We start from the raw sequence: 23,664 nt of genomic DNA on the forward strand, positions 1-23,664 counted from the left end.
GCACGGAACGGAGACGGCGGCGATGGCGAGCGACAGGATCCTCCTGGGCAAGGGCTCCGCGCCCCAGTACCTGCACCTGCCCCTCGCGAACCGGCACGGCCTCGTTGCCGGCGCGACGGGCACGGGCAAGACCATCACCCTTCAGACAGTGGTCGAGGGCTTCTCCCGCGCCGGCGTTCCCGTCTTCTGCGCCGACATCAAGGGCGACCTCGCCGGGCTCAGCCAGCCCGGCACGCCGAAGCCGAAGATCGCCGAGCGCGCAGCGGCGCTCGGCGCCACGGACTTCGGTTGGCAGGCCGCGCCCGTCGTGTTCTGGGACGTCTTCGGGGAGCAGGGCCACCCCGTGCGCGCGACGGTCGCGGAGATGGGGCCGCTGCTCCTCGGCCGGCTGCTGGACCTCAACGACACGCAGGAGGGCGTGCTCGCCATCGCCTTCGCCCTGGCCGACGACGAGGGGCTGCTCCTGCTCGACTTCAAGGACCTGCGCGCCCTGCTCTCCCATGTGGCGGAGCGCGCGGCGGAGCTGGCCGCCCACTACGGCAATGTCAGCAAGGCCACGATCGGCACCATCCAGCGCCGCCTCCTCACCCTGGAGCAGCAGGGGGCGGAGCACTTCTTCGGCGAGCCCGCGCTGGAGCTGACCGACCTCATGCTGCTCACCCCGGACGGGCGCGGCTCGGTGAACATCCTCGCCGCCGACAAGCTGGCCGCCAGCCCGCGCCTCTACGCCACCTTCCTTCTCTGGCTGCTCTCCGAGCTGTTCGAGGAACTGCCGGAGGTGGGAGACCTCGATAAGCCGAAGCTCGCCTTCGTCTTCGACGAGGCTCACCTTCTCTTCCGCGACGTGCCGAAGGCGCTGCTGGAGAAGATCGAGCAGGTCGTGCGCCTCATCCGCTCGAAGGGCGTGGGCGTCTACTTCGTCACCCAGAATCCGCTCGACCTTCCGGGCACGGTGCTGGGGCAGCTCGGCAACCGCGTGCAGCACGCGCTGCGCGCCTTCACGCCCGCCGACCAGAAAGCGGTCCGCGCCGCGGCCGAGACCTTCCGCCCGAACCGCGCCTTCCGCACGGAGGACGCGATCACCGAGCTGGCCGTGGGCGAGGCGCTCGTCTCCACGCTCCAGCCCGGCGGCCAGCCCGGCGTCGTGGAGCGCGCGAAGATCCTGCCGCCGCGCTCCCGCATGGGCGCCATCACGCCGGAGGAGCGCGCGGCGGTGATGGCCCACAGCCCGATCGGCGGGAAGTACGACACACCGCTCGACCGCGAATCCGCCTACGAGCACCTGACCGGCCGCGCCACCACCGTGGCCGAGGATCCCGCGCCCCATGCCGTCGGCGATGCCGGCGCGGCGCCGATGGACGGATCATGGGCCGGCGCATCGGGCAGCGGCGGCGCCTGGAGCGGGCCGTGGAGCGGGCCCGCCTCGGCCGGCGCGGCGCGCAGCCCCGGAGGCGGCGCCCCTGCATCCTCGCTTCCGCCCGCGCGCCGCATCCCCGCGACCGCCTCTCGCGGGACGGCACGGGGTGCCGCGCGTCCCGCGCCGAACGAGGAAGCGGGCGGCGGATGGGGCGACGTGCTCAACGACGTGCTGACGGGCGGCGGCGGCCGGCGACAGGGCGTGGTGGAGGCGATGGCGAAGTCGGCGATGCGCAGCATGGGCAGCCAGGTCGGGCGCGCGCTCGTGCGCGGCGTGCTCGGCTCGCTGCTGAAGCGCTGAGCCCTCCCGCATCCGGCAACCGGCACACTCCTTATATATACGGACGCAGCGCATGACCCGTCGTCTCACCGTCGCCGCCGCGCAGCTCGGCCCGATCCAGAAGGCGGAGGGCCGCGATGTCTCGGTCGGCCGGATGGTGCGGCTGATGGAGGCGGCGCATCGCCGCGGCGTGGAGGTGGTGGTCTTCCCCGAGCTCGCGCTCACGACCTTCTTCCCGCGCTGGTACGAGGCGGACCGCGCCGCGGCCGACCACTGGTTCGAGAGCGCCCTGCCCTCGAACGAGACCGCGCCGCTCTTCGAGGCCGCGCGGAAATACGGCATCGCCTTCCATCTCGGCTATGCCGAGCGGACACCGGAGGGCCGGCGCTTCAACACCGCCGTCTTCGTGCATCCCTCCGGCGAGATCGTGCTGAAGTACCGCAAGGTCCACCTGCCCGGCCATGCCGAGTACGATCCCGTGCGGAAGGTGCAGCACCTGGAGAAGCGCCTCTTCGAGGTGGGCGATCTTGGCTTCCCCGTGATGCGCGCGCCCGTGGGCGGCGCGGGGCCGGTCAATCTCGGCATGCTCATCTGCAACGACCGCCGCTGGCCCGAGGCATGGCGCGTGCTGGGGCTGCAGAGCGTGGAAGTCGTCATGCTCGGCTACAACACGCCAAGCCTGAACCAGGACAATCGCGGCTTCGAGGCGCACCACCTCCGCGTGCTCCACTCCCACCTCTCCATCCAGGCGGGCTGCTACCAGAACGCCACCTTCGCCGTCGCGACCGCCAAGGCCGGGGTGGAGGACGGGCACGAGCTGTTCGGCCACTCGATCATCGTGAACCCGCAGGGCGAGATCATGGCCCAGGCCACCTCCTGGGGCGACGAGCTGATCACCGCCGATCTCGACCTCGACATGTGCCGCCTGGGGCGCGAGACGATTTTCAACTTCGCCGTCCATCGCCGCGTGGAAGCCTATGGACGCATCACCGCGCAGACGGGCGCGGAGGTGCCGGCGGAGTGGCAGCCCACAGGGGACTGATCGGCGCGAGCCAACCGGCGGCCCCGGCCTGGCGTTGAGGGGGAGGAGGTACCCCATGCGCCGCTTCGCCCTTGCCCTCGCCATCCTCGCGGCGCCCGCCGCGATCCTCGCTGCCCCGGCCCCCGCCTCGGCCCAGAGCCCCGCCCAGCGCGAGGCCGCGCGCCAGGTGGACCAGGACCAGCGGCAGGACCGCGTCGCCGATGTCGCGCGCGACCTGGAGACGGGCGGCGCCGGCGCCCCGGCGCTGGTGGACGACATGAACCGCCAGCGCACGACCATGACGCCGGACCGCGTGGTGCCGCGCGCCGTCGCTCCCTCCGCGCCCGGCGCCACGAGCGTGCCGCTGCTGAGCGACAATCCCCAGCGCTGACCCTGTCACGGCGGCGCCACGACCCCGCCGCAACCCCGTCACCGGCAGGGCGTCCACTCGCCCGTGGCCCCGCCCTGCTCCGTGACGCCGAGGAAAGACCCATGCAACGCCGTGCCCTGCTCTCCGCCCTTCCCCTCCTCGCCGCGCTGGCCGTCGCGCCCGCCGGCGCCCAGGACCTGAACGGGATCCTCGACCAGGCACTCCGCAGCTTCAGCGGCAACCCGGAGGAGGCCCGGCGGCGCGCTGAGGAGGATGAGCGCCGCCGCCGCGACGAGGCCCGCCGCGAGGCCGAGGAGGAGCGCCGCGGGCATGGCGAGCGCCAGCGGATGCGGATGGAGGACGAGCGCGAGGATTTCGAGCGCCGCCGCGAGGCCTGGGAGCGCGAGCGTGCGCGTCGCGAGAGCCGGGGCGAGCGGATCCCGCCGGAGGAGCGCGCCCGCTTCGACCGCTGGCGCGAGGACTCCCAGCGCGAACGGACTGTCGGCGAGCGCCAGCGTCAGCTCGACGAGCAGCAGCGGCGGCTCGACGAGGAGCGCCGCCGCCTGGAGTACGAGCGCCGGCGCTGAGCGGCAACCCCTAACCCGTGCGGGCGTTGGTGGGCCAGGAGTCCCGCCCCATGCAGCGCCTTGTCGTTCCCTTTCTCGCCGCGACGGTGCTCGCCGCCGGCTTCAGCGGTGCGGCAGGGGCGGAGGACGGGGTGTTCGGCAACCTGCTCGCGGGTATCGCCGGCCCCTCCGCCCCGGCACGGGAGGTTGGGCCGGAGGTGGCTGCCCGCGAACGGGAAGCGCGCAATCTTCGCCGCGAGTACTGGGAACGGGAGCGCGCCCGCCTCGAAGCGGCTGCTATCCCTCGCGAGAGGCCTGCCGCCACCCTCGCCTCGCGCTGATGCGGCAGGATGCCCCGCGGGGCGGTCCGGCAACGGAACTTGTCCAAGGGATGCTCCCAGCCCATATTGCATTGCAACAAGTCAGGACCGGATGCGTTCGGTTCCTGTGCCGGGAGGATTGCACCCATGTCGCTCCAGAGAGGCGCTCCCGAGGCGGTGACCACTTGGCGCCCCCGCGAGGAACAGGGTGCCGAGCCCGTCGAGCAGCCCTCGATGCTCACCTCCATCCGGCGCGGCGCCCTGAACCGGTGTCCTGTCTGCGGCGAGGGCAAGGTTTTCCAGGGATTTCTCCGCGTCGTCCCGGAATGCGAGGTCTGCCACGCCCCGCTCGGGCGACTGCGGGCGGACGATGCGCCGCCCTACATCGTCATTTTCATCGCCGGGCACCTGCTGCTCCCGCCCATCTTCTGGGTGGAGAAGGCTTACGAGCCGCCGATGTGGCTGCACATGGCCGTGTGGCTGCCCCTCTTCGCCGTGATCTGCACCCTGCTGCTGCGCCCGGCCAAGGGTGCCGTGGTGGGCTGGATGATGCGCCTCGGCTTCGCCGAGCACGATCCCTTCCCCGGCGAGGCGCCTCCGCGCCCGGGCCCTTCGCGCGATGCGTGACGCCGAGCTGGCGGAGGCAGCCCTGGACGCCCGGGACATCGTGCGGATCGAGCTGCCGGACAACGCGCCCCTTCCCTCGGCCTTCGCGGAGGCCGACCGGCAGCAGGCCGTCGCCGACCTCCTCGCCGGCAACCGCTTCGCCCCGGCCGGACTGCCCCCCGGCCCCTACGCGCTGCACCTCGCCCTGAGGGACGGGCGCCTGCTGCTCGACGTGCGCAACGAGGCGGACGAGCCGCTGCACGCCTTCCTCCTCGCGCTCGGCCCCTTCCGGCGGCTGATCAAGGACTACCAGATGGTCATCTCCAGCCACGAGCAGGCGGTGACCGAGGGTGCGGCGGAAGCGCGGATTCAGGCCATCGACATGGGCCGGCGCGGATTGCACAACGAGGCCGCCGAGCTGCTCCAGGAGCGGCTGGACGGGCGCGTGACGCTCGATTTCGAAACCGCGCGGCGGCTCTTCACCCTCGTCTGCGCCATGCACCAGCGGATCTGACGCGTTGAAGATCAACGGCAAGCCCTATCGCAGCGTCTGGCTCGACGCGGACGGCCACTCGATCCGCATCTTCGACCAGACGAAGCTTCCCTGGTCCGTCGAGGAAATGGTTCTCCGGGACGAGGAGGAGGCGGCGCACGCGATCCGCACGATGCAGGTGCGCGGCGCGCCTCTGATCGGTGCGGTGGGCGCCTACGGCCTCGCCATGGCGCTGCGTCGCGATCCCTCGATCGAGAATCTCGAGCGGATGGCGGCTATGCTGAACGAGACGCGGCCGACCGCGGTGAACCTGAAATGGGCGCTGGACCGCGTCTGCGCGGCCGTCCGCAACCACCCCCCCGAGCGCCGGGCCGATGCCGCCTATGCCGAAGCGGCCGCCATCTGCGACGACGACGTGGAGACGAACCGCCGCATCGGCGAGCACGGGCTGGAGCTGCTGCGCGAGATCGCGGCCCGCAAGCCGGCCGGCGAGCCCGTGCGCGTGCTCACCCATTGCAATGCCGGCTGGATCGCGACAGTGGACTTCGGCACCGCCCTGTCCCCCATCTACCAGGCGCATGACACCGGGCTGGACGTTCATGTCTGGGTGGACGAGACGCGCCCGCGCAACCAGGGCGCCGCGCTCACCGCCTGGGAACTGGGCGCGCATGGGGTGCCCCACACCCTCGTGGCCGACAATGCGGGCGGGCATCTGATGCAGCGCGGGCTGGTGGACATCGTGCTTGTCGGCACGGACCGCGTGACCCGCGAGGGCGACGTGGCGAACAAGATCGGCACCTATCTCAAGGCACTGGCGGCGAAGGACAACGGCGTGCCCTTCTGGGTCGCCCTGCCCCACTCAACCCTCGACATGAAGGTGCGCGATGGGCTCGCAGAGATCCCGATCGAGGAGCGCTCCGGCAGCGAGGTGACGGATGCGACCGGGCGCCTGCCCGATGGCAGCGTGGCGACCGTGCGCCTGGCCGCCGAGGGCACGCCGGCGGCGAACCCCGCCTTCGACGTGACCCCCGCCCGTCTCGTGACCGGCCTGATCACTGAGCGCGGGCGCTGCGAGGCGAGCGAGGCCGGGCTGGCCGCGCTCTACCCCGAGAAGGCCTGAGGCTTCAGGCGATGCGGGCGGCGCCGAAGTTGCGCCGCTCGAGCATGACGAGGCCCGCCACGATCCCGGCCCCCGACATCGTCGCGCCCAGCGCGGCGACGGCCGAGAGGGTGAGCGTGGGCGCGCCGCCGACCACGGCGGCCACGATAGCGAGGATGAGCACGAGGCCCGAAGCGATCAGGGCGATGGCGATGCGATCCATAGCAGATCCTCCGACCCGCATCGGCTGGCGGGTACGGGAGGGATAGGACACCCCCGGCGCGGCGAAGGCGCGACGGGATCATGGCGCGATTGGGGCAAGATGCCCTGGCGGGCCCGAATCCTGACCCGCTTGGCGAGGAGCTGGGGGGACGCCCTAGGCGGCCTGAGGTCCCCTTTCCGCGGACGCCCCGCTCCGGACCCGCGGTTCCGCCTCCCGCAGCCCGGTGCGGCGCGCCTGCCCGGTCGGGCAGATGTCGAGCAGCACGCATCGGGCGCAGGCGGGCGAGCGGAAGAAGCAGACGCGCTGCCCGTGCAGCATCAGCACCTCGTGGTGGTCATAGACCCCCTGGGCGTCCCATTCGGGCGGAAGCATCGCTTCCATTACGCCGTGGGAAGGGCCGACCGAGATGCTGGCCGGGATGATGCCAAGGCGCTGGGCGACGCGGTGGTGATGGCTGTCCACCGGCAGGGCGCGCGCGCGCAGCACAGAGAAGGAGAGCACCGCCGCGCTCGTCTTCGGCCCCACGCCGGGCAGGGATTCCAGCCATCGCCGCGCCTCGGTGACCGGCATCTCGCCGAGATGGTCGAGGTTCAGCGCGCCGCGCCGGCCGGTGATGAGCTGGAGGATGCGCTGAAGCGCCGGCGCCTTCGCCTCGGGCCAGGTGCAGGGCGCGATCGCTTCCTGCACCGCCTCCACCGGCGCGTCCCGCACGGCTTCCCAGTCCGGGAAGCGCTCCCTCAGCTGCCGGAATGCGCGCGCGCTGTCCGCGTTCCGGGTCCGGTGCGACAGGAGGGAGGAGACGAGCTCGTCGAGGGGGCCGAGCGCGTGGAAGTAGGCGATGGGGCAGTTATAGGCCGCGCAGAGCCGGCGGTGCGCCTCCAGCAGGCGCTCGCGCGGGGTGAGAGGCAGGGGGGCGGGCTCGGACACGCGTTGCTCCGGCGGAGATGCGGTCCCAACGCGTCCCGGCGGCCCCGGTTTTCGCCGCGCCGGCCGGGGCCGGGCACGGCTTGACGCCCGCGGCGCGCGATGGCCAGCCTGCGCCCGGAGGACGCCCCGCCCCGGGCGGACCAGGACCCCGCCCCGGGCGGGCCAGGAAAGGACAACATGATGCTTCGACGCGCCCTGATGGGGGCGGCCTGCGCCTTCGCCCTCGCGCCGCTTCCCTCCCACGCGCAGGACTGGCCCAGCCGCCCCATCCGCATGATCGTGCCCTTCGCGGCCGGCGGCACCACGGACCTGATCGGGCGCCTGGTCGGCACGGAGATGTCGAAGCGCCTGGGCCAGCCGATCGTGGTGGACAACCGCGCGGGCGCGGGCGGCAACATCGGCGCCGATGCCTGCGCGAAGGCGGCGCCGGACGGCTACACCATCTGCATGGGCACGATCAGCAGCCACGCGATCAACGCCTCGATCTACCCGCGCATCCCCTTCGACAACCTGAAGGACTTCGCGCCGGTCGCGCTGCTCGGCAGCCAGCCGAACATGCTGGTCGTGTCCAACAGCGTGCAGGCCCGCAGCGTGCCGGAACTGATCGCGCTGATGAAGCAGCGGCCGGGGCAGATCAACTACGGCTCCTCCGGGGTCGGCACCTCGATCCACCTGGCGGGCGAGTTGTTCACGCAGGTGACGGGCACGGAAGCCGTCCACGTTCCCTATCGCAGCAGCGGCCAGATCATGACGGACATCCTGGCGGGCACGCTGCCCATGGCCTTCGACAACTTCTCCTCCGGCTGGCCGCACGCGAAGGAGGGGCGGGTCCGGCCGCTCGGCGTGGGCAGCCTGCAGCGCGTGCCGCAGGCGCCTGATGTCCCGACCATCGCGGAGACGCTGCCCGGCTTCGAGAGCGTCTCCTGGCACGGCCTCTTCGCCCCGGCCGCCGTGCCGCGCCCGGTGGTCGAGCGCCTGAACCGCGAGGCCCTGGCCGCGCTTGGCACGCCCGAGGTCCGCGCCCGCTTCGATGAGCTGGGCATCACGCCCGGCACCATGGCGCCGGACGCCTTCGGCAGCTTCGTCGCGGAGCAGACCCAGCGCTGGGGAGAGGTGGCCCGGCGCGCGAAGATCAGCGTGGAGTAGGGCCGGGCGCGGGCGGGCGGCTCAGCGCTGGCGCCAGGGCAGCCCGCTCGCCTTCCACCCGGCCTGGGTGCCGCGGTGCCCTTCCGCGTCCACCGGCCCCTCGAACCCGTCGGCGACGTTGTATGAGTGCGGGAACCCCGCCGCCTGGGCAGCCTGGGCGGCGGCGAGCGACCGGGCGCCGGAGCGACAAAGAAAGTAGATCTTGCTGAGCGGCGTGGCCCCGGCCCGGCGCAGGCCTTCCAGGAAGGCGCCGTTCACCTGCATCGAGGGGTAGAGCTGCCACGGCACGAGGGCCGGCTGCTTGCCCGCCTCGGCCAGGTCCGGGATCCCGACGAAGTTCCACTCCGCATCCGTCCGCACGTCCACGAGCATGGCATCGGGGTCGCTGCTCAGCGCCTCGTAGCTGTCCTTGGCGGAAATATCCTCGACCGGCATGGGCACGCTCCTCGGCTCTCTGGGCCGGGCAGATTGGGTGCCGCGGGGCCGAGTGCCAAGGGCGGGCGGCTTTTTCCCGGCCGAGGCGCCGCCCGGGCCACTTCCCCTTTTCGTGATGGCAGGAGAATTGCTTGTCCCCTAGGGACGGCGGGTTCGCCGGGTTGACGGCGGGCGGGGAGGCCGGTGAGGGGATGGTCGGGTTCGAGAGACCCTTTGTGGAGATCGACGACGTCTCCATGCGCTACGGCGGGGCGGAGGGCACGCTGGCGCTCCGCAACACCTCCATGCGGATCGCCAGGGGCGAGTTCGTGGCGGTCGTCGGGCCCTCGGGCTGCGGCAAGTCCACGCTGATGCGCCTGGTCACCGGGCTCTGGCCGTGCTCCGCCGGTAGCGTGATCGTGGCGGGCAAGGAGGTGGACGGCCCGCTCTCCATGGCCGGCATGGCCTTCCAGGCGCCCACCATGCTGCCCTGGCGCACGATCCTGCAGAACGTGATGCTGCCGCTGGAGGTGGTCGAGCCGCACCGGCGCCGGCTTCGCGCCGACCGCGCCATGTACGAGGAGAAGGCGCGCAAGCTGCTGGCCCTCGTCGGGCTCAAGGGCTTCGAGCACAAGACGCCGCACCAGCTCTCCGGCGGCATGCAGCAGCGCGCCAGCCTCTGCCGCGCCCTCATCCACGACCCCCAGCTCCTGATGCTGGACGAGCCCTTCGGCGCGCTGGACGTCTTCACCCGCGAGGACCTGTGGGTGGAGCTCCAGGGCGTGTGCAACATCCTCAAGCCGACCGTGATCCTCGTGACCCACGACCTGAAGGAGGCGGTCTTCCTCGCGGACCGCGTGCTGATCATGTCCGCGCGCCCCGGGCGCATCATCGCCGAGCGGACGGTTCCGTTCGAGCGCCCGCGCTCGCTCGACATCACCTACACCCAGTCCTTCCAGGAGCTGGTCCACGACCTGCGCGAGCACATCAGCGCGGCGCGGCGCGGCGAGGACCTGCCCCAGCCCTCCGCCGGCCAGGAGACGCCCCATGCCGCCTGACGCGCCCTCCCCCACCGCCGCGCAGCGCCGGATCGATGCCATGGCGGTGGCCGCGCGCCGCCGGCGCCGGCTCCAGGCGGCGCTGCCCTGGATCATCATCCTCGGCAGCTTTCTCCTCTGGGAGGTGATCTGCCGCGCCTTCGCCATCGAGCCGTTCGTGCTCCCCGCCCCCTCGGCGATCGGCGCGAGCATGGTGAAGTGGTGGCTGCCGCTGCTGGACAACGCCTGGCAGACGCTGGTGACGACGCTCATCGGCTTCGCGCTGGCCATCGTCTTCGGCCTGCTGCTCGGGGTGGCGATCGGCTCCTCCACCCTGCTCTACCACGGGCTCTACCCCCTGCTGATCGCCTTCAACTCCGTGCCGAAGGTGGCGGTGGTGCCGATCCTCGTGGTCTGGTTCGGCATCGGGACGATCCCGGCCGTGATCACCGCCTTCCTCATCTCCTTCTTCCCGATCGTCGTGAACGTGGCGACCGGCATCGCGACGGTGGAGCCGGAGCTGCGGGACGTGCTGCGCGCGCTCGGCGCGCGGCCGGCCGACATCATCCGCAAGGTCGGGCTGCCGCGGGCGATGCCCTATTTCTTCGCCTCGCTGAAGATCGCCATCACCGTTGCCTTCGTCGGCTCCATCATGGCGGAGACGGTGGCGGCGAATAAGGGCATCGGCCACCTGATGATGCTCGCCTCCTCCCGCTTCGACGTGCCGCTCGTCTTCGCCGGGCTGATCATAACGGGGGTGATGGGGGTGATCATGTATGTCGTCGCCGTGGCAGTGGAGAACCGGACGACGGGCTGGGCCATGCGCGGCCAGGATTCCGGCCAGGCTCCGGTCGCGGGAGTGTAAGGGGGGCGCCCCTTCCCGGCCGCCCCCCGGCGCGGCATGCTGCGCCGCACCGGGAGGGACTGGGGAAGAGATGTTCATCACCGTCCGCGACGCCGCGGTCCATGTGCAGGTCGCGGGCCCGCCGGGCGCGCCGCCGCTCCTCATGCTGCACAGCCTCGGCACGGGGCTGCATGTCTGGGACCCCCAGGCCGAGGCCCTCTCCCGCACCCATCGCGTGATCCGTTTCGACCTGCGCGGCCACGGGCTGACGCCACCCGTCCCGGGCGAGGCGACGATGGAGGCCCTGGCCGGGGATGCCTTCGCCGTGCTCGACGCGCTCGGCATCGGGGCGGCCCATCTCGCCGGCATCTCCATCGGCGGGCGGATCGCGATGGAGATGCCGGCGTCGCGGCCGGAGCGCGTGCACTCCCTCTTTCTCCTCGACACCGCCATGGAGTTCCCGCCCGCCTCCAACTGGCAGGCGCGGATCGAGGCGGTGGGCGCGGGCGGCATGGCTGCCGTGGCCGACGGCGTGATGGCGCGCTGGGTGGTGGACCCCGCCCTCCCCTCCTCCCGCGCGCTGCGGGCCATGCTGCTCGCCACCCCGCCCGAGGGCTACGCCGCCTGCTGCGCCGCCCTGCGCGACGCACGCGCCGAGCCCCTGGCCGGACGGCTTCGCGGCCCCGCGGCGGTCGTGGTCGGCGAGCTCGACCAGTCCTCCCCGGTTTCCGCCGCCGAGGCGATCCGGGACGCCATCCCGGGCAGCACGCTCACCGTCCTGCCCGGCGTCTCCCATATCCCGACCTTCGAGGCGGCGGAGCCGATCATTGCGGCCCTCCAGGCCCATCTGCTCCGCGACCCCGCGGAGGACCCTCACGGCGCCGGCATGGCCGTGCGGAAGGCCGTGCTGGGCGAGGCGCATGTCGCCCGCGCCGGGTCGAACATCACCCCGCTGGACGCGCCCTTCCAGGACTACATCACGCGCAATGTCTGGGGGCAGATCTGGACGCGCCCGGGCCTGCCGCGCCACACGCGCTCCCTCCTCACCCTCGCCGTGACGGCGGCGCTGGCGCGGGAGGGCGAGTTCGGGCTGCATGTCCGCGCCACCCGGAACACGGGCGTGACGCCGGAGGAGATCGCGGAGGTGCTGCTCCAGGTCGGCGCCTATGCCGGGGTGCCCGTGGCCAACCACGCGCTGAAGATCGCGAAGGAAATCCTGGCCGATATGGAGGGGGCGCCTTGAGCGCGGTCAATCCGGCGGACAGCCCCGTCTGGGGCGTCCTCTACGGCACGGATGCCATGCGCGGCGCCGTGGGCGACATGGCCCTGCTCCAGCGCATGCTGGACGTGGAGGCGGCGCTCGCCCGGGCCCAGGCAGGGCTGGGCATCGTGCCCGAGGAGGCAGCGCGCGCCATCACCGCCGCGGCGCGGGCCGACCGGCTGGACCTCCCCGGACTCGCGGCCGCCACGCGCAACACGGGCTATCCCGTGGTGGGGCTGGTGAAGCAGCTCGGCGCCCTGGCGGGGGAGGATGCCGCGCGCTGGACGCATTGGGGCGCGACCACCCAGGACATCCTCGACACCGCCCTCGTCCTCGCCCTGCGCGACGCCTTCGCTATCCTCCGTCGCGACCTCGACGCGACGATCGCGGCGCTCGCCGCCCGCGCGCGGGAGCACCGGGACACCGTGATGGCCGGGCGCACCCATCTCCAGCACGCGCTCCCCGTCACCTTCGGCTACAAGTGCGCCGTCTGGCTCTCGCCCCTGATCAACGCGCGGGAGACGCTGGACGCGCTGCTGCCCCGCCTCCTGCGCGTGCAGTTCGGCGGCGCGGTCGGCACCCTCGCCTCCCTCGGCGAGGACGGACCGGCCGTGGCGGAGGCGCTGGCGCGGGAACTCGACCTCGCCGTGCCGGAAATCCCCTGGCACGTCGCGCGCGACACGGTGACGGAGGCCGTGTGCTGGTGCGGCATCCTCTGCGGCACGTTGTCCAAGATGGCGACGGACGTGATGCTGCTGATGCAGACCGAGGTGGCCGAGGTGTTCGAGCCGCACGAGGCCGGGCGCGGGGGATCCTCGACCATGCCGCAGAAGCGCAACCCCATCGCCTGCGAGTACGTCCTCGCCCAGGCGCGCGGGGTTCACGCGCTGGTGCCCCAGGTGATGTCGGCCATGGCGCTCGATCACGAGCGCGGCACCGGCCCCTGGCAGGCCGAGCCGCTGGCCATCCCCCAGGCGATGCTGCTGACCGCCGGCGCCCTGGACCAGGCCCGCCAGATCGCCGAGGGCATGACGGTGGACGCGGCCCGGATGCGGCGCAACCTGGAGGCGACGGGCGGCGCGATCATGGCCGAGGCGGTGATGATGGGTCTCGCCCCGATGCTCGGCCGCGGCGCGGCGCATGACGCCGTCCACCACGCATGCGACCTCGCCCTGGCCGAGCGGATCCCGCTCGCCCAGGCCCTGGGGCGTGACGAGGCCGTATCGAACCGCCTTGACGCCGGGGCGATCGCCCGCCTCACTGATCCTTCCACCTATCTCGGTAGCGCAGGTCTCTTCGTGGACCGCGTCCTGGAGCGCTTATCATGAGCCCGCCCGACGGGAACGGCGCCGCGCCGGTTCCCCCGCCCGCCAAGAGTGTCTATCGCAGCGTCTCGACGGGGCTGCCGCGCCGCCTTCGCTCCGTCCTGGCGCTCGACGACTTCGAGCCCGCCGCGCGCCGAAAGCTGCCCCGCCCGCTCTTCGGCTACATCGCCGGGGCGGCGGAGACGAATTCCTCGCTGAAGGACAACCGCGGCGTGTTCGGCGAATGGGCCTTCCGCCCGCGCTACCTCGTCGATGTCTCCCGCCGCAGCATGGTCACCTCCCTCTTCGGGCGGGAGTGCAGCGCGCCCTTCGGCATCGCGCCGATGGGAATCAGCGCGATGATGGCCTATCGCGGCGACCTCGTCCTCGCCCGCGCGGCGCGGGACGCGAACATCCCGATGATCATGAGCGGCTCCTCCCTCGTCCCGCTGGAGGAGGTCGTGCGGGAGGCGCCGGACAGCTGGTTCCAGGCCTATCTGCCGGGCGAGCCCGCGCGGATCGCGGCGCTGGTGGACCGGGTGGCCGCGGCGGGCTTCCGTACCCTGGTCCTGACGGTGGACGTGACCACCATGGGCAACCGCGAGAACAATGTCCGCAGCGGCTTCTCCACCCCGCTCAAGCCCACGCTGCGCCTCGCCTGGGACGGCGCGATCCGCCCGCGCTGGCTGTGGGACACGATGTTCCGCACGCTGCGCCACCACGGCATGCCGCATTTCGAGAACTCCTACGCGACCCGCGGCGCCCCCATTATCGCGCGCAACGTGGAGCGCGACTTCGGCGCGCGGGACCACCTGAACTGGTCGCACCTCGCCCAGATCCGGCAGCGCTGGAAGGGCAAGCTGGTGGTGAAGGGCATCCTGCACGGGGAGGACGCGCGCCGCGTCCATGAGGAGGGGGTGGACGGCGTCATCGTCTCCAACCATGGCGGCCGCCAGCTCGACGGCGCCATCTCCGCCTTCCGCGCCCTGCCGGAGGTGAAGTCCGCCGCCGGCGACATGGTGGTGATGATGGATGGCGGCATCCGCCGCGGCTCGGACGTGCTGAAGGCGATGGCCCTCGGTGCCGACTTCGTCTTCGTCGGCCGCCCCTTCCTCTATGCCGCCGCCGTGGGCGCGGAGGCCGGGGTGCGGCACGGGATCGAGATCCTCTCCTCCGAGGTGGACCGCAACCTCGCCCTTCTCGGCGTCCAGCGGCCGGACGAGGTCGGGATGCACCACCTCGTGCGCGTCGGCGGCGTGCCGCCCATGTGAGGGCGGGAGGGGATCGGCGGCGGGCGGCACCGCCCCGCCGTGCCGGTCCCCTCCAGGGTCTTCTAGTCGGCCGCCGGCGCCAAGGCGGTCGCGGGGCCGGACAGGGCGGGGAGGTCGGTCAGCTCCACCGCCTCGATCGCGACGCCGCGGCGGGTGATCTTGCCCGTGGTGATCTCGATCTGCTGCACGTCGTTCTGCATGTCGAGGAAGTGCTTGCGGAGCTTCGTGACCCGGTCATCCAGCCGGCCGACATCCTTCATCAGCTCAGCCACCTGGTTCTTGATCTGCCCGGCCTCCGCCCGCATGCGCACGTCCTGCATCAGGGCGCGCATGGTGCCGAGCACGGCCCACATGGTGCTGGGCGAGACGATGTAGACGCCCCGCCGCGCCGCCGCGTCCACCACGGGGGAGTGGGCGGCGTGGAGATCGGCGTAGATCGCCTCTGAAGGCACGAAGATCAGCGCGCCCTCGGCCGTCTCGCCGGGGCAGATGTACTTGCCGGCCACATCGTCCACATGGCGCGTCACATCGGCGGCGAAGCGCTTGGTCGCGGCGATGCGGGCGGCGTCGTCCGCCGCGTCGCGGGCGGCGAGCCAGGCCTCCAGCGGGAACTTGCTGTCCACGGCGATCGGGCCGGGCGGGTGCGGCAGGCGGATCAGCACGTCGCAGCGCGTGCGGTTGGCCAGGGTGTGCTGCCAGGAGAAGCCGTCCGCCGGCAGCCGATCCTCCACGATCTGGCGGAGCTGCACCTCCCCGAAGGCGCCGCGGGACTGCTTGTTGCCCAGGATCTGGGCAAGGCTGCCCACCTGCGCGCCCAGCGCCTCCATGTTCGCCCGCGCCGCATCGATCACGGCCAGCCGCTCGTGGATGCGGCCCGCCGTTTCCTCCGCCTTGACCGCGTTCTCGTTGAGGACGCGCGAGAGCCTGTCGTTCTGCGCGGCCACGGCGGCGCCGAGCGATTCCTGGGTCGCGGCCAGCCGGTCGGCCAGCGCCTTCTCCTGTGCGGCCAGGCGCTCGTTCTGGGAGGAGAGCGCGCTGGCCAGGGTCTCCGTGAGCGCGAGGCTGGAGGCAGAGAGGCGCTCGGCGAGCACCTTCTCCTGCGCCGCCAGCCGCTCGTTCTGGGCGGCCGTGCTGTTGGCCACCGCCAGCCCCTGCGCGGCCAGCGCCTCGGCCATGGCGCGGGTCGCCTCGCCGATGCGGTCGGCCAGGGCCTGCTCCGTCGCGCCCAGCCGCTCGCGCTGGGCGGCCAGCGCCGCGTCCGTCGCGTGGCGGGCCTCAGCGAGGCGGTCCGCCATGGCGCGCTCGGCGGCGGCGGCGCGGTCGGCGGCCGCGGCGGCCTGCCGGTCCTGGGCGGCGCCCAGGGCGTCCAGCTTGCCCGAGAGCGCCGCCATCGCTTCCCCTCCGCCCGAGGGGCGGCGGATCAGCAGGAGGACGACCCCCAGCAATGCCAGCCCGGCCAGGACGGTGAGGAGTGGACCTGACATTTCGGCCATAAAGGTGCCTCGGAGATCAAGAGGTTGCGGCGCAGCACTCGCACCGCGCGGGATGCATGCCATATAGCAGGGGCCCATGGGAACATTGCCGGAACCCTTCGCGGGCTGGTTCGCCGCGCGCGGCTGGACACCGCGCCCCCACCAGTTGGCCCTCTGGGAGGCCGCGCGCGCCGGCGAGAGCGCCCTCCTCGTCGCGCCGACGGGCGGCGGCAAGACGCTGGCGGGCTTTCTTCCCACGCTGGTCGAACTGCACGAGGCCCCGCGGGAGGGCTTGCACACCCTCTACGTCTCGCCGCTCAAGGCGCTGGCGGTGGACATCGCCCGCAACCTAATGGACCCCGTGCAGGAAATGGGCTTGCCGATCCGCATCGAGACGCGGACGGGCGACACCCCCCAGAACCGCCGCGCCCGCCAGCGCGAGACGCCGCCGGAGATCCTGCTGACCACGCCGGAGAGCCTCGCGGTCCTTCTCGCCAACCCGGACGCACCGGGCCTCTTCGCCGGGCTGCGGTCCGTGGTGGTGGATGAGGCGCATGCCATGGCCGGCACCAAGCGGGGCGACCAGCTCTCGCTTCTCATGGCCCGGCTGGACGCGCTGGCGCCCGGTCTGCGGCGCGTCGGCCTGTCCGCCACCGTCGCGCATCCCGAGGCGCTGCGCGCCTGGCTGTCCCCGACGGCGCGGGCGGAGGACGTGCGGTTCGTCCTCGGGCGCGGCGGCGCGGAGCCGGTGATGGATCTCATGCTGCCCGAGGGGCACCTGCCCTGGGGCGGGCACATGGGCATCGCCTCCGCCCCCGGCATCCTGGCGCGCATCGGCGGGGCCGGCGTGACCATCGTCTTCGTCAACACCCGCGCCCAGGCGGAGCTGATCTTCGCCGCGCTGTGGAAGCTCAACGACGCCAACCTGCCCATCGCCCTCCACCACGGCTCGCTCCAGATCGAGCAGCGGCGGAAAGTGGAGGCGGCGATGGCGGCGGGGAAGCTGCGGGCGGTGGTGGCCACCGCCTCGCTCGACCTCGGCATCGACTGGGGCGCGGTGGACCAGGTGATCCAGGTCGGCGCACCCAAGGGCGTGTCGCGCCTGCTCCAGCGCATCGGCCGTGCGAACCACCGGATGGACGAGCCCTCCCGCGCCGTGCTCGTGCCCGCCAACCGCTTCGAGGTGATCGAGTGCGTCGCCGCCACCGAGGCCGTGCGCGCGCATGAGCTGGACGGCGACGCGCCGCGCCCGGGCGGGCTGGACGTGCTCGCCCAGCACATCCTTGCCATTGCCTGCCAGGCGCCCTTCCACCCCGACGACCTCTATGCCGAGGTCACGCGCGCCGGGGCCTATGCCACCCTCACCCGCCGGGACTTCGACGACGTGCTGCGCTTCGTCGAGGATGGCGGCTACGCGCTCCGGGCCTATGACCGCTTCCGCCGACTGTTCAGGGATTCCGAGGGAATGGTGCATGTGCGGGACCTCCGCGTCGCCCGGCAGGCCCGGATGAACCTCGGCACCATCGTGGACACGCCGATGCTGAAGGTGCGGCTGCGCGGCGGCCCCGTGCTGGGGGAGGTGGAGGAGTGGTTCGCCTCCACGCTGGAGCCCGGCCACTGCTTCATCTTCGCCGGGCAGACCCTCCGCTACGAGGGGATCGATGCCCTCACCATGGTCGTCACCCGCGGCGGCGAGGGGGAGCCGCGCGTGCCCGCCTATGCCGGCGCCCGCCTTCCGCTCTCGACCAACCTGTCCTTCCGCGTTCGCTCCATCCTGGCGGACCCGAAGCGCTGGCGCGCGCTGCCCGAGCCCGTGCGCGACTGGCTGCGGCTGCAGCAGCGCCGCTCCGAGTTGCCGCAGCGGGATGGCATGCTGGTGGAGGTGTTCCCCAAGGGCGGCCGCTGGTTCATGGTCGCCTACTGCTTCGAGGGGCGCCTCGCCCACCAGACGCTGGGGATGCTCGTCACGAAGCGCATGGAGCGTCTGGGCTACGGGCCCATGGGCTATCTCGGCACGGATTACGTGCTGGCGACCTGGAGCGCCTTCGAGCCCGACGACCCCGAGCGTCTCTTCGAGGAGGACATCCTCGGCGAGGAGCTGGAGGAGTGGATCGCGGAATCCTCCATGCTCCGCCGCACCTTCCGCAACATCGCGACGATCGCCGGGCTGATCGAGAAGAACCACCCGGGCCAGGAGAAGTCCGGCCGACAGATGACCATGAACTCGGACCTGATCTACGACGTGCTGCGCAAGTACGAGCCCGACCACATCCTCCTCCGCGCCACCCGCGCCGAGGCCGCCCATGGCCTCACCGATGTCGGCCGCATCGCGACCCTTCTCTCCCGTATCAAGGGGGCGATCCGGGTGCGTCGGCTGGACCGCGTCTCGCCCCTGGCCGTCCCCGCGCTGATCGAGGAGGGGCGGGAATGGGTGGCCGGCGGGGCGGAGGACGCGCTGCTGGCCGAGGCCGCCGCGCTGGTGGACGAGGCGACCGGCGGGGCCGAGCACTTCGCCGACGTGCTGGCCGAGGTGACCGAGGGCGTCCGCGTGCGTTCGGGAGTGGTGGACCGTCCGAGACGAGAGAACAGACGCCGCCCCCCTGCCCGCCGCGTCAGCCGCAGCGCGAGGGGGCTGGCGACGTGATCCCCGCTCCCCTGCACATCGCGGGCGAGCGGCTGATGCTCGATCCCATGGGCATCCTCGCCTGGCCGGCCCGCCGCAGCCTCGTCGTCTCCGACCTGCATCTGGAGAAGGGCAGCCACTTCGCCGCGCGCGGGGCCTTCGTGCCGCCCTACGACACGCGCGAGACCCTCTCGAAGCTCGCCCTCGCCGTCCGCCGCCACCGCCCGGCGCGGCTGATCCTGCTCGGGGACAGCTTCCACGATGCCGGCGGCTGCGAGCGCATGGCGCCGGCCGACTGCGCCGCCCTCGGGCGCATCCTCGCCTCGGTGGAGGAGACCGTCTGGGTGCTGGGCAACCACGACCCCGTGGCGCCGCCCGGCCTGCCCGGCCTCGCCCTCCACCTCCTCGCGGACGGCCCCCTCACCTTCCGCCACGAGGCCGATCCGCGCGGGCCGCGGCCCGGCGCAGGCGGGGAGGTGAGCGGTCACTTCCACCCCAAGGCGACCCTCGCCACCCGCGCGGGCGGCATCACCCGCCCCTGTTTCGCCACTGATGCGCGCCGCGTCATCCTTCCCGCCTTCGGCGCCTATACCGGCGGGCTGGACGTGCGGGACCCCGCGCTGGGCGGGCTCTTCCCCCGCGGCGGGCGCGTCTTCCTGCTCGGCACGGACCGGCTCTTCAGCGTGCCGCTGCCGCCGATGCGACGACGGGCCGAGCTTCCCGCATGACCGCGCCCGAGCCTTCCCCCCGCGCCGCGGACCGGGAGTTGCTTCGCACGCCCCCGCGCCCCTTCCCCGAAAAGGCGGGGGCGAGGGGAGGGCTTCGCGGGTGCGGCAGGATGCCGGAGGGGGCGGGAGCGTGAAGGACCCGCGGGGCCGCTTCGAGGGCATCCGGGTCGTCGGCGATGTCCATGGCGACGCGGACGCCTTCCACGCGGCGGTCGACGGCGCCGCGGCGGAGCGCCTCTTCCTCATCCAGCTCGGCGACCTGACGGATGGCGGGTCCGACGCGCCCGGCGTGCTGCGCCGCGCCTTCGCGCTGCGGGCCGAGGGGCGCGGCCTCTTCCTCCTGGGCAACCACGACCACAAGCTGCGCCGCGCGCTGGAGGGGGCGCCGCTGCGGATCGAGCCCAACGGCCTCGGCCGCACGCTGGAGCAGATCGACGCCGCGCGGGATGCGGAGGCGCTCCGCCGCCGCGCGGTGGAGGAGATCGCCCGCGCCCCGGCCTGGCTGCGGATCGACCAGCGCGTCTTCGTGCATGGCGGCTTCCACCCCCGCATGCTCCACGCCGCCCCGCCTCCCGATGCGGGGGCGCGCAAGCCGGAAGGCCTCGTCCCCCGCGCCCTCTTCGGGCAGGTGACGAGCCGCATGCGCGAGGACGGCTATCCCGAGCGCCTGCACGACTGGGTGGACCGCATCCCCCAGGGCTTCACCATCTACTGCGGCCACGAGGTGCGGAGCGGCAACGGGCGCCCCTTCATGCAGGTCGGCGCCGCCGGGGGCGCTGCGGTCTTCATGGATACCGGCGCGGGAAAGGGCGGCCACCTCTCCTGGGTGGACCTGCCCTGGTGACCCGCGCGGGTTGAGCGGCGGCGCGCGGATGGCGCCGCCGCACGGGGTTCACCGCATCGCGGCGATGTCGATCACCTCGGCGCTCCCGGCGACGGGGCCCATCGGCGTCGGGCTGCCCTTCTCCAGGTCGATCCTGTGCAGGATGCCGCCGGCGAGCAGGTAGCCGGTGTTGGTCGCGCCCTCGGAGAGGATGTCGAAGGCCGCCGTCGAGGACACGCCGTTGCCGATCGTGCCGCGCACCTGCTGCACGCCATCGTTCGGCGGGGCCTGGAGGTTGAGCTGGCCCAGCACCCCGTCGATCGTCAGCAGCGCCGTCTGCTGGGCGCCGGCCATGCTGTTCGTATAGGCCCCGGCGGTGATGCGCGGGGTCGTCTCCGCGAGCGACGTGCCGGTCTGGTACTTCAGCTGCCCGTCGCGCGCGACCTGGCCGTTGTCCACGTTGACGCGGAAATTCACGCCGGACACCCCCATCAGCCGCAGCCGGTCGGCGACGGGGTTGAAGTCCACCACCGCGCGGCCACCGGCATCGAAGCGCTCGCTGAGCTGGCTCACCCCCGTGGCGGCGCCTGTCATGGGGTCGATCGTCACGATCTGGCCGCTCTCGGTCACGCCGTAAAGGCTGTTGTCCTTCGGACGGACATCGATGCCGAGCAGCGCGCCGTTCGCGCCGCGCACGCGAACGGGCGCGCTCGCGCGGCGCGTCTCCGTGTCGATGCGGACGAGCGAGCCATCGGCGGTCAGGCCGACCAGCGTGGCGGCCTCGGCCATGCCCGTGAGGCCGAAGAGGGCGGCGCCGGCAAGGGCAAGGCGGCGGATGGAGGGGGTCATGCGTCTCTCCTGATCTGAGCGGGGCGCCTTGCCCCGCCCAGCGCTACGGAGCGCGGCGCCTGCCGGACGCAGCGGGCGCCATCACGGTGACGCGAGGGGTCAGGAGGGGGCCGCCGCGGCGAGCCGCCCGATGAACAGGATGGGCCCCGTCGGCCGCCCGGTGGGCGAGCCGCCCGGCGGTTCGAGGGTGATCTCGATCAGCATCCCCGGTTCCGGCCGCACGAGGCCGGGCGCCACCCGCGCCTGCCCACCCTCGGGCACGAGCCCGAGGGAGACGGGCACGGTGGCGCCAGGCGGCAGGGCCCAGAGCTGCTGCACGCGGCCGGGCTCCACCGGCCGGGGATTGAGGCTGGCCAGGCGCAGCCCGCCGCCCTCCGCCTCCACCAGCCAGGCGGGCTGGTCCCGGCTGCTGAGGAGCACGGTCATCATCCGCGGCGCCTCGGCCGGGCGGAGGAGGATGAAGGCGGCCAGCCCCGCCGCGATCGCCGTCGCGCCCCCGGCCCAGGCCTGCCACAGCCTCGGCGGGCGCAGGGGGCGAACCGGCGCGGCGGGGGTTTGGGGGGCGGCGAGCGAGGCCTCGATCCGCTCCCACAGGCCCGCGGGGGGCGGCTCGGGGCGCGCGAGTTCCGTCAGCGGCGCGAGCCGCGCCTCCCACTCCGCCACCGCCTCGCGCAGCGCCGGGTTGAAGGGCAGGGCGCGCCGCACCTCTTCCGCCCCGCGCGCGTCGAGCGTGCCGAGCACGTGCTCGGCGGCGAGGGCGTCCAGCCCCTCGGGATTGGCGGGGATCATGCGAGGCACCCCTTCAGCCGGGCGAGGCCGCGCCGGATCCAGGCCTTCACCGTGCCCAGCGGCTCGTCCAGCCGCGCCGCGATCTGGGCGTGGGAGAGGCCGTGGACGAAGGCGAGCAGGATGCCGTCCCGGTTGCGCGGCTCCAGCCCCGCGAGGCAGTCCCGCAGGCGCAGGGACTCCTGGGCGGTCGCGATGCGGTCCAGCGCCTCCGGGTGGACCGCCCCGTCGCCGAGGCCGGGATCGTCGGGTCGGGGTCTCGCGCCCGCGGGCACGGGCGAGGTCCAGCGCCGCGTTCCGGGCGATGGTGCCGAGCCAGGCCAAGGCCTCGCCGCGCAGGGGATCGAAGCCGCCGGCGCGGGCAGCGATCTTCAGCACGGTGTCGTGCAGCGCGTCCGCCGCCGCGTCGCGGTCGCGTAGGATGGCCATGGCGATGCCGAAGAGGCGCGAGGCCTGGGCCTCGTAGAGCCGCCGCAGCGCCCCCGCCTCCCCTGCCGCGACGCCGCGGATGAGTCCCGCGACATCGGGCGCGGGGTTCGTGTCAGCCATGCACCCTCCCCTCGCGCCGCCGGCGGCTCAGCCGACTCCGATCTTCCGGTTCACGAAGTCCAGCGAGTAGCCGCGCCGGATGTCCAGCCCCGCGGGATAGACGCCGGTCTCGCGCATGATGGCGTAGAAGCGGCCCCAGCGCTCATGCGTCATCGCACCGATGCCGAGCGTCAGCGCCTCGTTGGAGCGGACGATGCCGCGCTCGTTCATGGCGCGCAGGCCGTAGGCGAGGAGATCTTCCGGCATCTCCGGGTTCTGCCGCCGGATGAGGGCGTTGGCGGCGCCGATATCCGCGCCCTTCATGTACTCGGTCCAGCCCTCGACGGTCGCGTCGATGAAGCGCTGCACGAGGTCGCGCTTCTCCGCCACCATGCGGGCGGAGACGTCGATTGTCGTGTTGTAGGCCTCGTAGCCCGCATCGGCGAGGAGGTGCACGCGCGGCCGCGCGCCGGCCTGCATGGCGGTGAAGGGCTCGGAGGAGACGAAGCCCTGGTAGATCGCGCCCCGGTCCGCCATGAAGGGCTGGAGGCTCACGGCCTTCGGGCGGATCTGCCCGTCGTCGAAGCCGAAGCGGCTGCGCAGGAAGGGCCAGTGCGTCACCCGCCCCGCCGCGCTCATCGAGATCGGGCGGCCGCGCATCCCCTCGAAGCCCTCGATCCCCGCTTCCTCATGCGTCATGAGGATCACGGGGTCCTTCTGGAAGATCGCACCGATACAGAGGAAGGGGATGCCGTCCCGCGCGTAGTTCAGCGCCTGGAAGGGGTTGGACATGATCATGTCCGCGCGCCCGCCCACGAGCATCTGCGCCGGGTTGAGCTGCGGGCCGCCCTGGCGCAGGTCGCAGTCAATGCCGTAGCGGCGATAGATGCCGGCGGCGAGCGCCTGGTAGTACCCGCCATGCTCGGCCTGGGCGCGCCAGTCCGTCTGGAACACGACCTTGTCCAGCACCTGCGCGGAGGCGCGGGCGCCCGGCACGGGGACGAGGCTGAGGGCGGTGCCGCCCGCGAGAAAGCTCCGCCTGGAGATGCGGTACCTGGTGCCCATGGGTGGCCTCCGTCCTTCGATGCCGGTTCCCTGCGCGGGCCCGATGCCCGCGCCGATGCGCGATGCCCTGGGTGATGCCACGGGCGGGAGGCGCGGCGCCAGGGCCGCAGCCCCGGAACTTCTCGCCCCACCCGTACGGCCGGGCTGTTCCTGGCCGTCGCGGCCGTTATGCTGCGCCGCCCTTCGATCCTG

The 23,664-nt window shown here is 72.9% G+C and carries 25 protein-coding genes and 1 pseudogene; 17 read left to right on the forward strand and 9 right to left on the reverse strand.

Annotated features, from left to right (window positions below; genetic code table 11):
- Positions 1–22: 22 nt before the first annotated feature.
- The 8 genes from FHS87_RS08485 (at position 23) to mtnA (ending at position 6,192) form a co-directional block, all read left to right on the forward strand.
- A complete protein-coding gene (locus tag FHS87_RS08485) occupies positions 23–1,717 on the forward strand; it encodes a helicase HerA-like domain-containing protein (RefSeq protein WP_184516299.1) in 1,695 nt (564 codons plus the stop codon).
- 52 nt (positions 1,718–1,769) lie between these two features.
- Positions 1,770–2,738 (forward strand): N-carbamoyl-D-amino-acid hydrolase, encoded by a 969-nt coding sequence (locus FHS87_RS08490; protein WP_184516302.1) that lies wholly within the window; start codon positions 1,770–1,772, stop codon positions 2,736–2,738.
- A 55-nt stretch (positions 2,739–2,793) separates the two neighbouring features.
- Entirely contained in the window at positions 2,794–3,108 is a 315-nt protein-coding gene (locus tag FHS87_RS08495) for a hypothetical protein (protein WP_184516305.1), read from the forward strand.
- A gap of 101 nt (positions 3,109–3,209) precedes the next feature.
- Positions 3,210–3,674, forward strand: coding sequence for a hypothetical protein (locus tag FHS87_RS08500; RefSeq protein ID WP_184516309.1), 465 nt, complete (start codon positions 3,210–3,212; stop codon positions 3,672–3,674).
- A gap of 50 nt (positions 3,675–3,724) precedes the next feature.
- Positions 3,725–3,994 carry a hypothetical protein gene (locus FHS87_RS08505; protein ID WP_184516313.1) on the forward strand — a complete coding sequence of 90 codons (270 nt, stop codon included), beginning with the start codon at positions 3,725–3,727 and terminating at the stop codon, positions 3,992–3,994.
- Between the two features lie 126 nt (positions 3,995–4,120).
- A complete protein-coding gene (locus FHS87_RS08510) occupies positions 4,121–4,600 on the forward strand; it encodes a DUF983 domain-containing protein (protein ID WP_246418235.1) in 480 nt (159 codons plus the stop codon).
- Between the two features lie 7 nt (positions 4,601–4,607).
- Positions 4,608–5,093, forward strand: a complete 486-nt coding sequence (locus FHS87_RS08515; protein WP_376766429.1) for a UPF0262 family protein — start codon at positions 4,608–4,610, stop codon at positions 5,091–5,093.
- Positions 5,094–5,097: 4 nt separating this feature from the next.
- Positions 5,098–6,192 (forward strand): S-methyl-5-thioribose-1-phosphate isomerase, encoded by a 1,095-nt coding sequence (gene mtnA / locus FHS87_RS08520; RefSeq protein WP_184516319.1) that lies wholly within the window; start codon positions 5,098–5,100, stop codon positions 6,190–6,192.
- 4 nt (positions 6,193–6,196) lie between these two features.
- Here mtnA and FHS87_RS08525 read toward each other — a convergent pair whose 3' ends face one another.
- Both FHS87_RS08525 and FHS87_RS08530 read right to left on the reverse strand, forming a co-directional pair.
- A complete protein-coding gene (locus tag FHS87_RS08525; protein ID WP_184516323.1) occupies positions 6,197–6,394 on the reverse strand; it encodes a hypothetical protein in 198 nt (65 codons plus the stop codon).
- Between the two features lie 153 nt (positions 6,395–6,547).
- Positions 6,548–7,321, reverse strand: coding sequence for an endonuclease III domain-containing protein (locus FHS87_RS08530; protein WP_184516326.1), 774 nt, complete (start codon positions 7,319–7,321; stop codon positions 6,548–6,550).
- A gap of 177 nt (positions 7,322–7,498) precedes the next feature.
- On the opposite strand from FHS87_RS08530, the gene FHS87_RS08535 reads away from it, so the two are divergent.
- Positions 7,499–8,467 (forward strand): Bug family tripartite tricarboxylate transporter substrate binding protein, encoded by a 969-nt coding sequence (locus FHS87_RS08535; protein WP_184516329.1) that lies wholly within the window; start codon positions 7,499–7,501, stop codon positions 8,465–8,467.
- A gap of 21 nt (positions 8,468–8,488) precedes the next feature.
- Here FHS87_RS08535 and FHS87_RS08540 read toward each other — a convergent pair whose 3' ends face one another.
- The gene (locus FHS87_RS08540; RefSeq protein WP_184516333.1) at positions 8,489–8,902 is read right to left on the reverse strand and encodes a rhodanese-like domain-containing protein; all 414 of its coding nucleotides are present in this window, start codon (positions 8,900–8,902) and stop codon (positions 8,489–8,491) included.
- A gap of 131 nt (positions 8,903–9,033) precedes the next feature.
- Between FHS87_RS08540 and FHS87_RS08545 the strand changes: the two genes are divergently transcribed.
- The 5 genes from FHS87_RS08545 (at position 9,034) to FHS87_RS08565 (ending at position 14,598) form a co-directional block, all read left to right on the forward strand.
- A complete protein-coding gene (locus tag FHS87_RS08545) occupies positions 9,034–9,939 on the forward strand; it encodes an ABC transporter ATP-binding protein (RefSeq protein WP_312861927.1) in 906 nt (301 codons plus the stop codon).
- Positions 9,929–10,783 (forward strand): ABC transporter permease, encoded by an 855-nt coding sequence (locus tag FHS87_RS08550; protein ID WP_184516336.1) that lies wholly within the window; start codon positions 9,929–9,931, stop codon positions 10,781–10,783. The genes FHS87_RS08545 and FHS87_RS08550 overlap by 11 nt, the downstream gene beginning before the upstream one ends.
- Before the next feature lie 70 nt (positions 10,784–10,853).
- Positions 10,854–12,005, forward strand: a complete 1,152-nt coding sequence (gene pcaDC / locus FHS87_RS08555) for a bifunctional 3-oxoadipate enol-lactonase/4-carboxymuconolactone decarboxylase PcaDC (protein WP_184516339.1) — start codon at positions 10,854–10,856, stop codon at positions 12,003–12,005.
- Entirely contained in the window at positions 12,002–13,351 is a 1,350-nt protein-coding gene (gene pcaB, locus FHS87_RS08560; RefSeq protein ID WP_246418237.1) for a 3-carboxy-cis,cis-muconate cycloisomerase, read from the forward strand. Before pcaDC ends, pcaB begins: the two co-directional genes overlap by 4 nt.
- On the forward strand, positions 13,348–14,598 hold the full coding sequence (locus tag FHS87_RS08565) for an alpha-hydroxy acid oxidase (RefSeq protein WP_184516342.1): 1,251 nt from the start codon (positions 13,348–13,350) through the stop codon (positions 14,596–14,598). Before pcaB ends, FHS87_RS08565 begins: the two co-directional genes overlap by 4 nt.
- Before the next feature lie 62 nt (positions 14,599–14,660).
- Here FHS87_RS08565 and rmuC read toward each other — a convergent pair whose 3' ends face one another.
- Positions 14,661–16,082: a DNA recombination protein RmuC gene (gene rmuC / locus FHS87_RS08570; protein ID WP_184516345.1), complete on the reverse strand. Its 1,422-nt coding sequence runs from the start codon at positions 16,080–16,082 to the stop codon at positions 14,661–14,663.
- Between the two features lie 85 nt (positions 16,083–16,167).
- Here rmuC and FHS87_RS08575 point away from each other — a divergent pair, with 85 nt between their 5' ends.
- The 3 genes from FHS87_RS08575 to FHS87_RS08585 all read left to right on the forward strand — a co-directional run bounded on the left by FHS87_RS08575 (position 16,168) and on the right by FHS87_RS08585 (position 20,265).
- Positions 16,168–18,714 (forward strand): ligase-associated DNA damage response DEXH box helicase, encoded by a 2,547-nt coding sequence (locus tag FHS87_RS08575; RefSeq protein WP_184516348.1) that lies wholly within the window; start codon positions 16,168–16,170, stop codon positions 18,712–18,714.
- Positions 18,711–19,421, forward strand: a complete 711-nt coding sequence (gene pdeM, locus FHS87_RS08580; protein ID WP_184516351.1) for a ligase-associated DNA damage response endonuclease PdeM — start codon at positions 18,711–18,713, stop codon at positions 19,419–19,421. The genes FHS87_RS08575 and pdeM overlap by 4 nt, the downstream gene beginning before the upstream one ends.
- Before the next feature lie 130 nt (positions 19,422–19,551).
- Positions 19,552–20,265 carry a metallophosphoesterase gene (locus FHS87_RS08585; RefSeq protein WP_312861928.1) on the forward strand — a complete coding sequence of 238 codons (714 nt, stop codon included), beginning with the start codon at positions 19,552–19,554 and terminating at the stop codon, positions 20,263–20,265.
- A gap of 48 nt (positions 20,266–20,313) precedes the next feature.
- On the opposite strand, the gene FHS87_RS08590 is transcribed toward FHS87_RS08585, so the two are convergent.
- The 5 genes and pseudogenes from FHS87_RS08590 to FHS87_RS08605 all read right to left on the reverse strand — a co-directional run bounded on the left by FHS87_RS08590 (position 20,314) and on the right by FHS87_RS08605 (position 23,472).
- On the reverse strand, positions 20,314–21,093 hold the full coding sequence (locus FHS87_RS08590; RefSeq protein WP_184516357.1) for a DUF4394 domain-containing protein: 780 nt from the start codon (positions 21,091–21,093) through the stop codon (positions 20,314–20,316).
- 99 nt (positions 21,094–21,192) lie between these two features.
- Positions 21,193–21,882: an anti-sigma factor gene (locus tag FHS87_RS08595; RefSeq protein WP_221299684.1), complete on the reverse strand. Its 690-nt coding sequence runs from the start codon at positions 21,880–21,882 to the stop codon at positions 21,193–21,195.
- Positions 21,879–22,154, reverse strand: coding sequence for a sigma factor-like helix-turn-helix DNA-binding protein (locus tag FHS87_RS24450; RefSeq protein WP_184516360.1), 276 nt, complete (start codon positions 22,152–22,154; stop codon positions 21,879–21,881). The genes FHS87_RS08595 and FHS87_RS24450 overlap by 4 nt, the downstream gene beginning before the upstream one ends.
- A gap of 46 nt (positions 22,155–22,200) precedes the next feature.
- Positions 22,201–22,428: pseudogene (locus tag FHS87_RS24600) on the reverse strand (sigma-70 family RNA polymerase sigma factor); the annotation flags it as partial.
- Between the two features lie 27 nt (positions 22,429–22,455).
- Positions 22,456–23,472: an ABC transporter substrate-binding protein gene (locus FHS87_RS08605; protein ID WP_184516363.1), complete on the reverse strand. Its 1,017-nt coding sequence runs from the start codon at positions 23,470–23,472 to the stop codon at positions 22,456–22,458.
- Between the last annotated feature and the right edge of the window lie 192 nt (positions 23,473–23,664).

Source organism: Muricoccus pecuniae (genome assembly GCF_014199205.1).
GTDB lineage: Bacteria > Pseudomonadota > Alphaproteobacteria > Acetobacterales > Acetobacteraceae > Roseomonas > Roseomonas pecuniae.

Coding starts and splice junctions, on each gene's coding strand:
- FHS87_RS08485 (WP_184516299.1), top strand. CDS start 23: ATGGCGAGCGACAGGATCCTCCTGGGCAAGGGCTCCGCGCCCCAGTAC.
- FHS87_RS08490 (WP_184516302.1), top strand. CDS start 1,770: ATGACCCGTCGTCTCACCGTCGCCGCCGCGCAGCTCGGCCCGATCCAG.
- FHS87_RS08495 (WP_184516305.1), top strand. CDS start 2,794: ATGCGCCGCTTCGCCCTTGCCCTCGCCATCCTCGCGGCGCCCGCCGCG.
- FHS87_RS08500 (WP_184516309.1), top strand. CDS start 3,210: ATGCAACGCCGTGCCCTGCTCTCCGCCCTTCCCCTCCTCGCCGCGCTG.
- FHS87_RS08505 (WP_184516313.1), top strand. CDS start 3,725: ATGCAGCGCCTTGTCGTTCCCTTTCTCGCCGCGACGGTGCTCGCCGCC.
- FHS87_RS08510 (WP_246418235.1), top strand. CDS start 4,121: ATGTCGCTCCAGAGAGGCGCTCCCGAGGCGGTGACCACTTGGCGCCCC.
- FHS87_RS08525 (WP_184516323.1), bottom strand. CDS start 6,394: ATGGATCGCATCGCCATCGCCCTGATCGCTTCGGGCCTCGTGCTCATC.
- FHS87_RS08535 (WP_184516329.1), top strand. CDS start 7,499: ATGATGCTTCGACGCGCCCTGATGGGGGCGGCCTGCGCCTTCGCCCTC.
- FHS87_RS08540 (WP_184516333.1), bottom strand. CDS start 8,902: ATGCCGGTCGAGGATATTTCCGCCAAGGACAGCTACGAGGCGCTGAGC.
- FHS87_RS08550 (WP_184516336.1), top strand. CDS start 9,929: ATGCCGCCTGACGCGCCCTCCCCCACCGCCGCGCAGCGCCGGATCGAT.
- pcaDC (WP_184516339.1), top strand. CDS start 10,854: ATGTTCATCACCGTCCGCGACGCCGCGGTCCATGTGCAGGTCGCGGGC.
- FHS87_RS08565 (WP_184516342.1), top strand. CDS start 13,348: ATGAGCCCGCCCGACGGGAACGGCGCCGCGCCGGTTCCCCCGCCCGCC.
- rmuC (WP_184516345.1), bottom strand. CDS start 16,082: ATGTCAGGTCCACTCCTCACCGTCCTGGCCGGGCTGGCATTGCTGGGG.
- FHS87_RS08575 (WP_184516348.1), top strand. CDS start 16,168: ATGGGAACATTGCCGGAACCCTTCGCGGGCTGGTTCGCCGCGCGCGGC.
- FHS87_RS08590 (WP_184516357.1), bottom strand. CDS start 21,093: ATGACCCCCTCCATCCGCCGCCTTGCCCTTGCCGGCGCCGCCCTCTTC.
- FHS87_RS08595 (WP_221299684.1), bottom strand. CDS start 21,882: ATGATCCCCGCCAATCCCGAGGGGCTGGACGCCCTCGCCGCCGAGCAC.
- FHS87_RS08605 (WP_184516363.1), bottom strand. CDS start 23,472: ATGGGCACCAGGTACCGCATCTCCAGGCGGAGCTTTCTCGCGGGCGGC.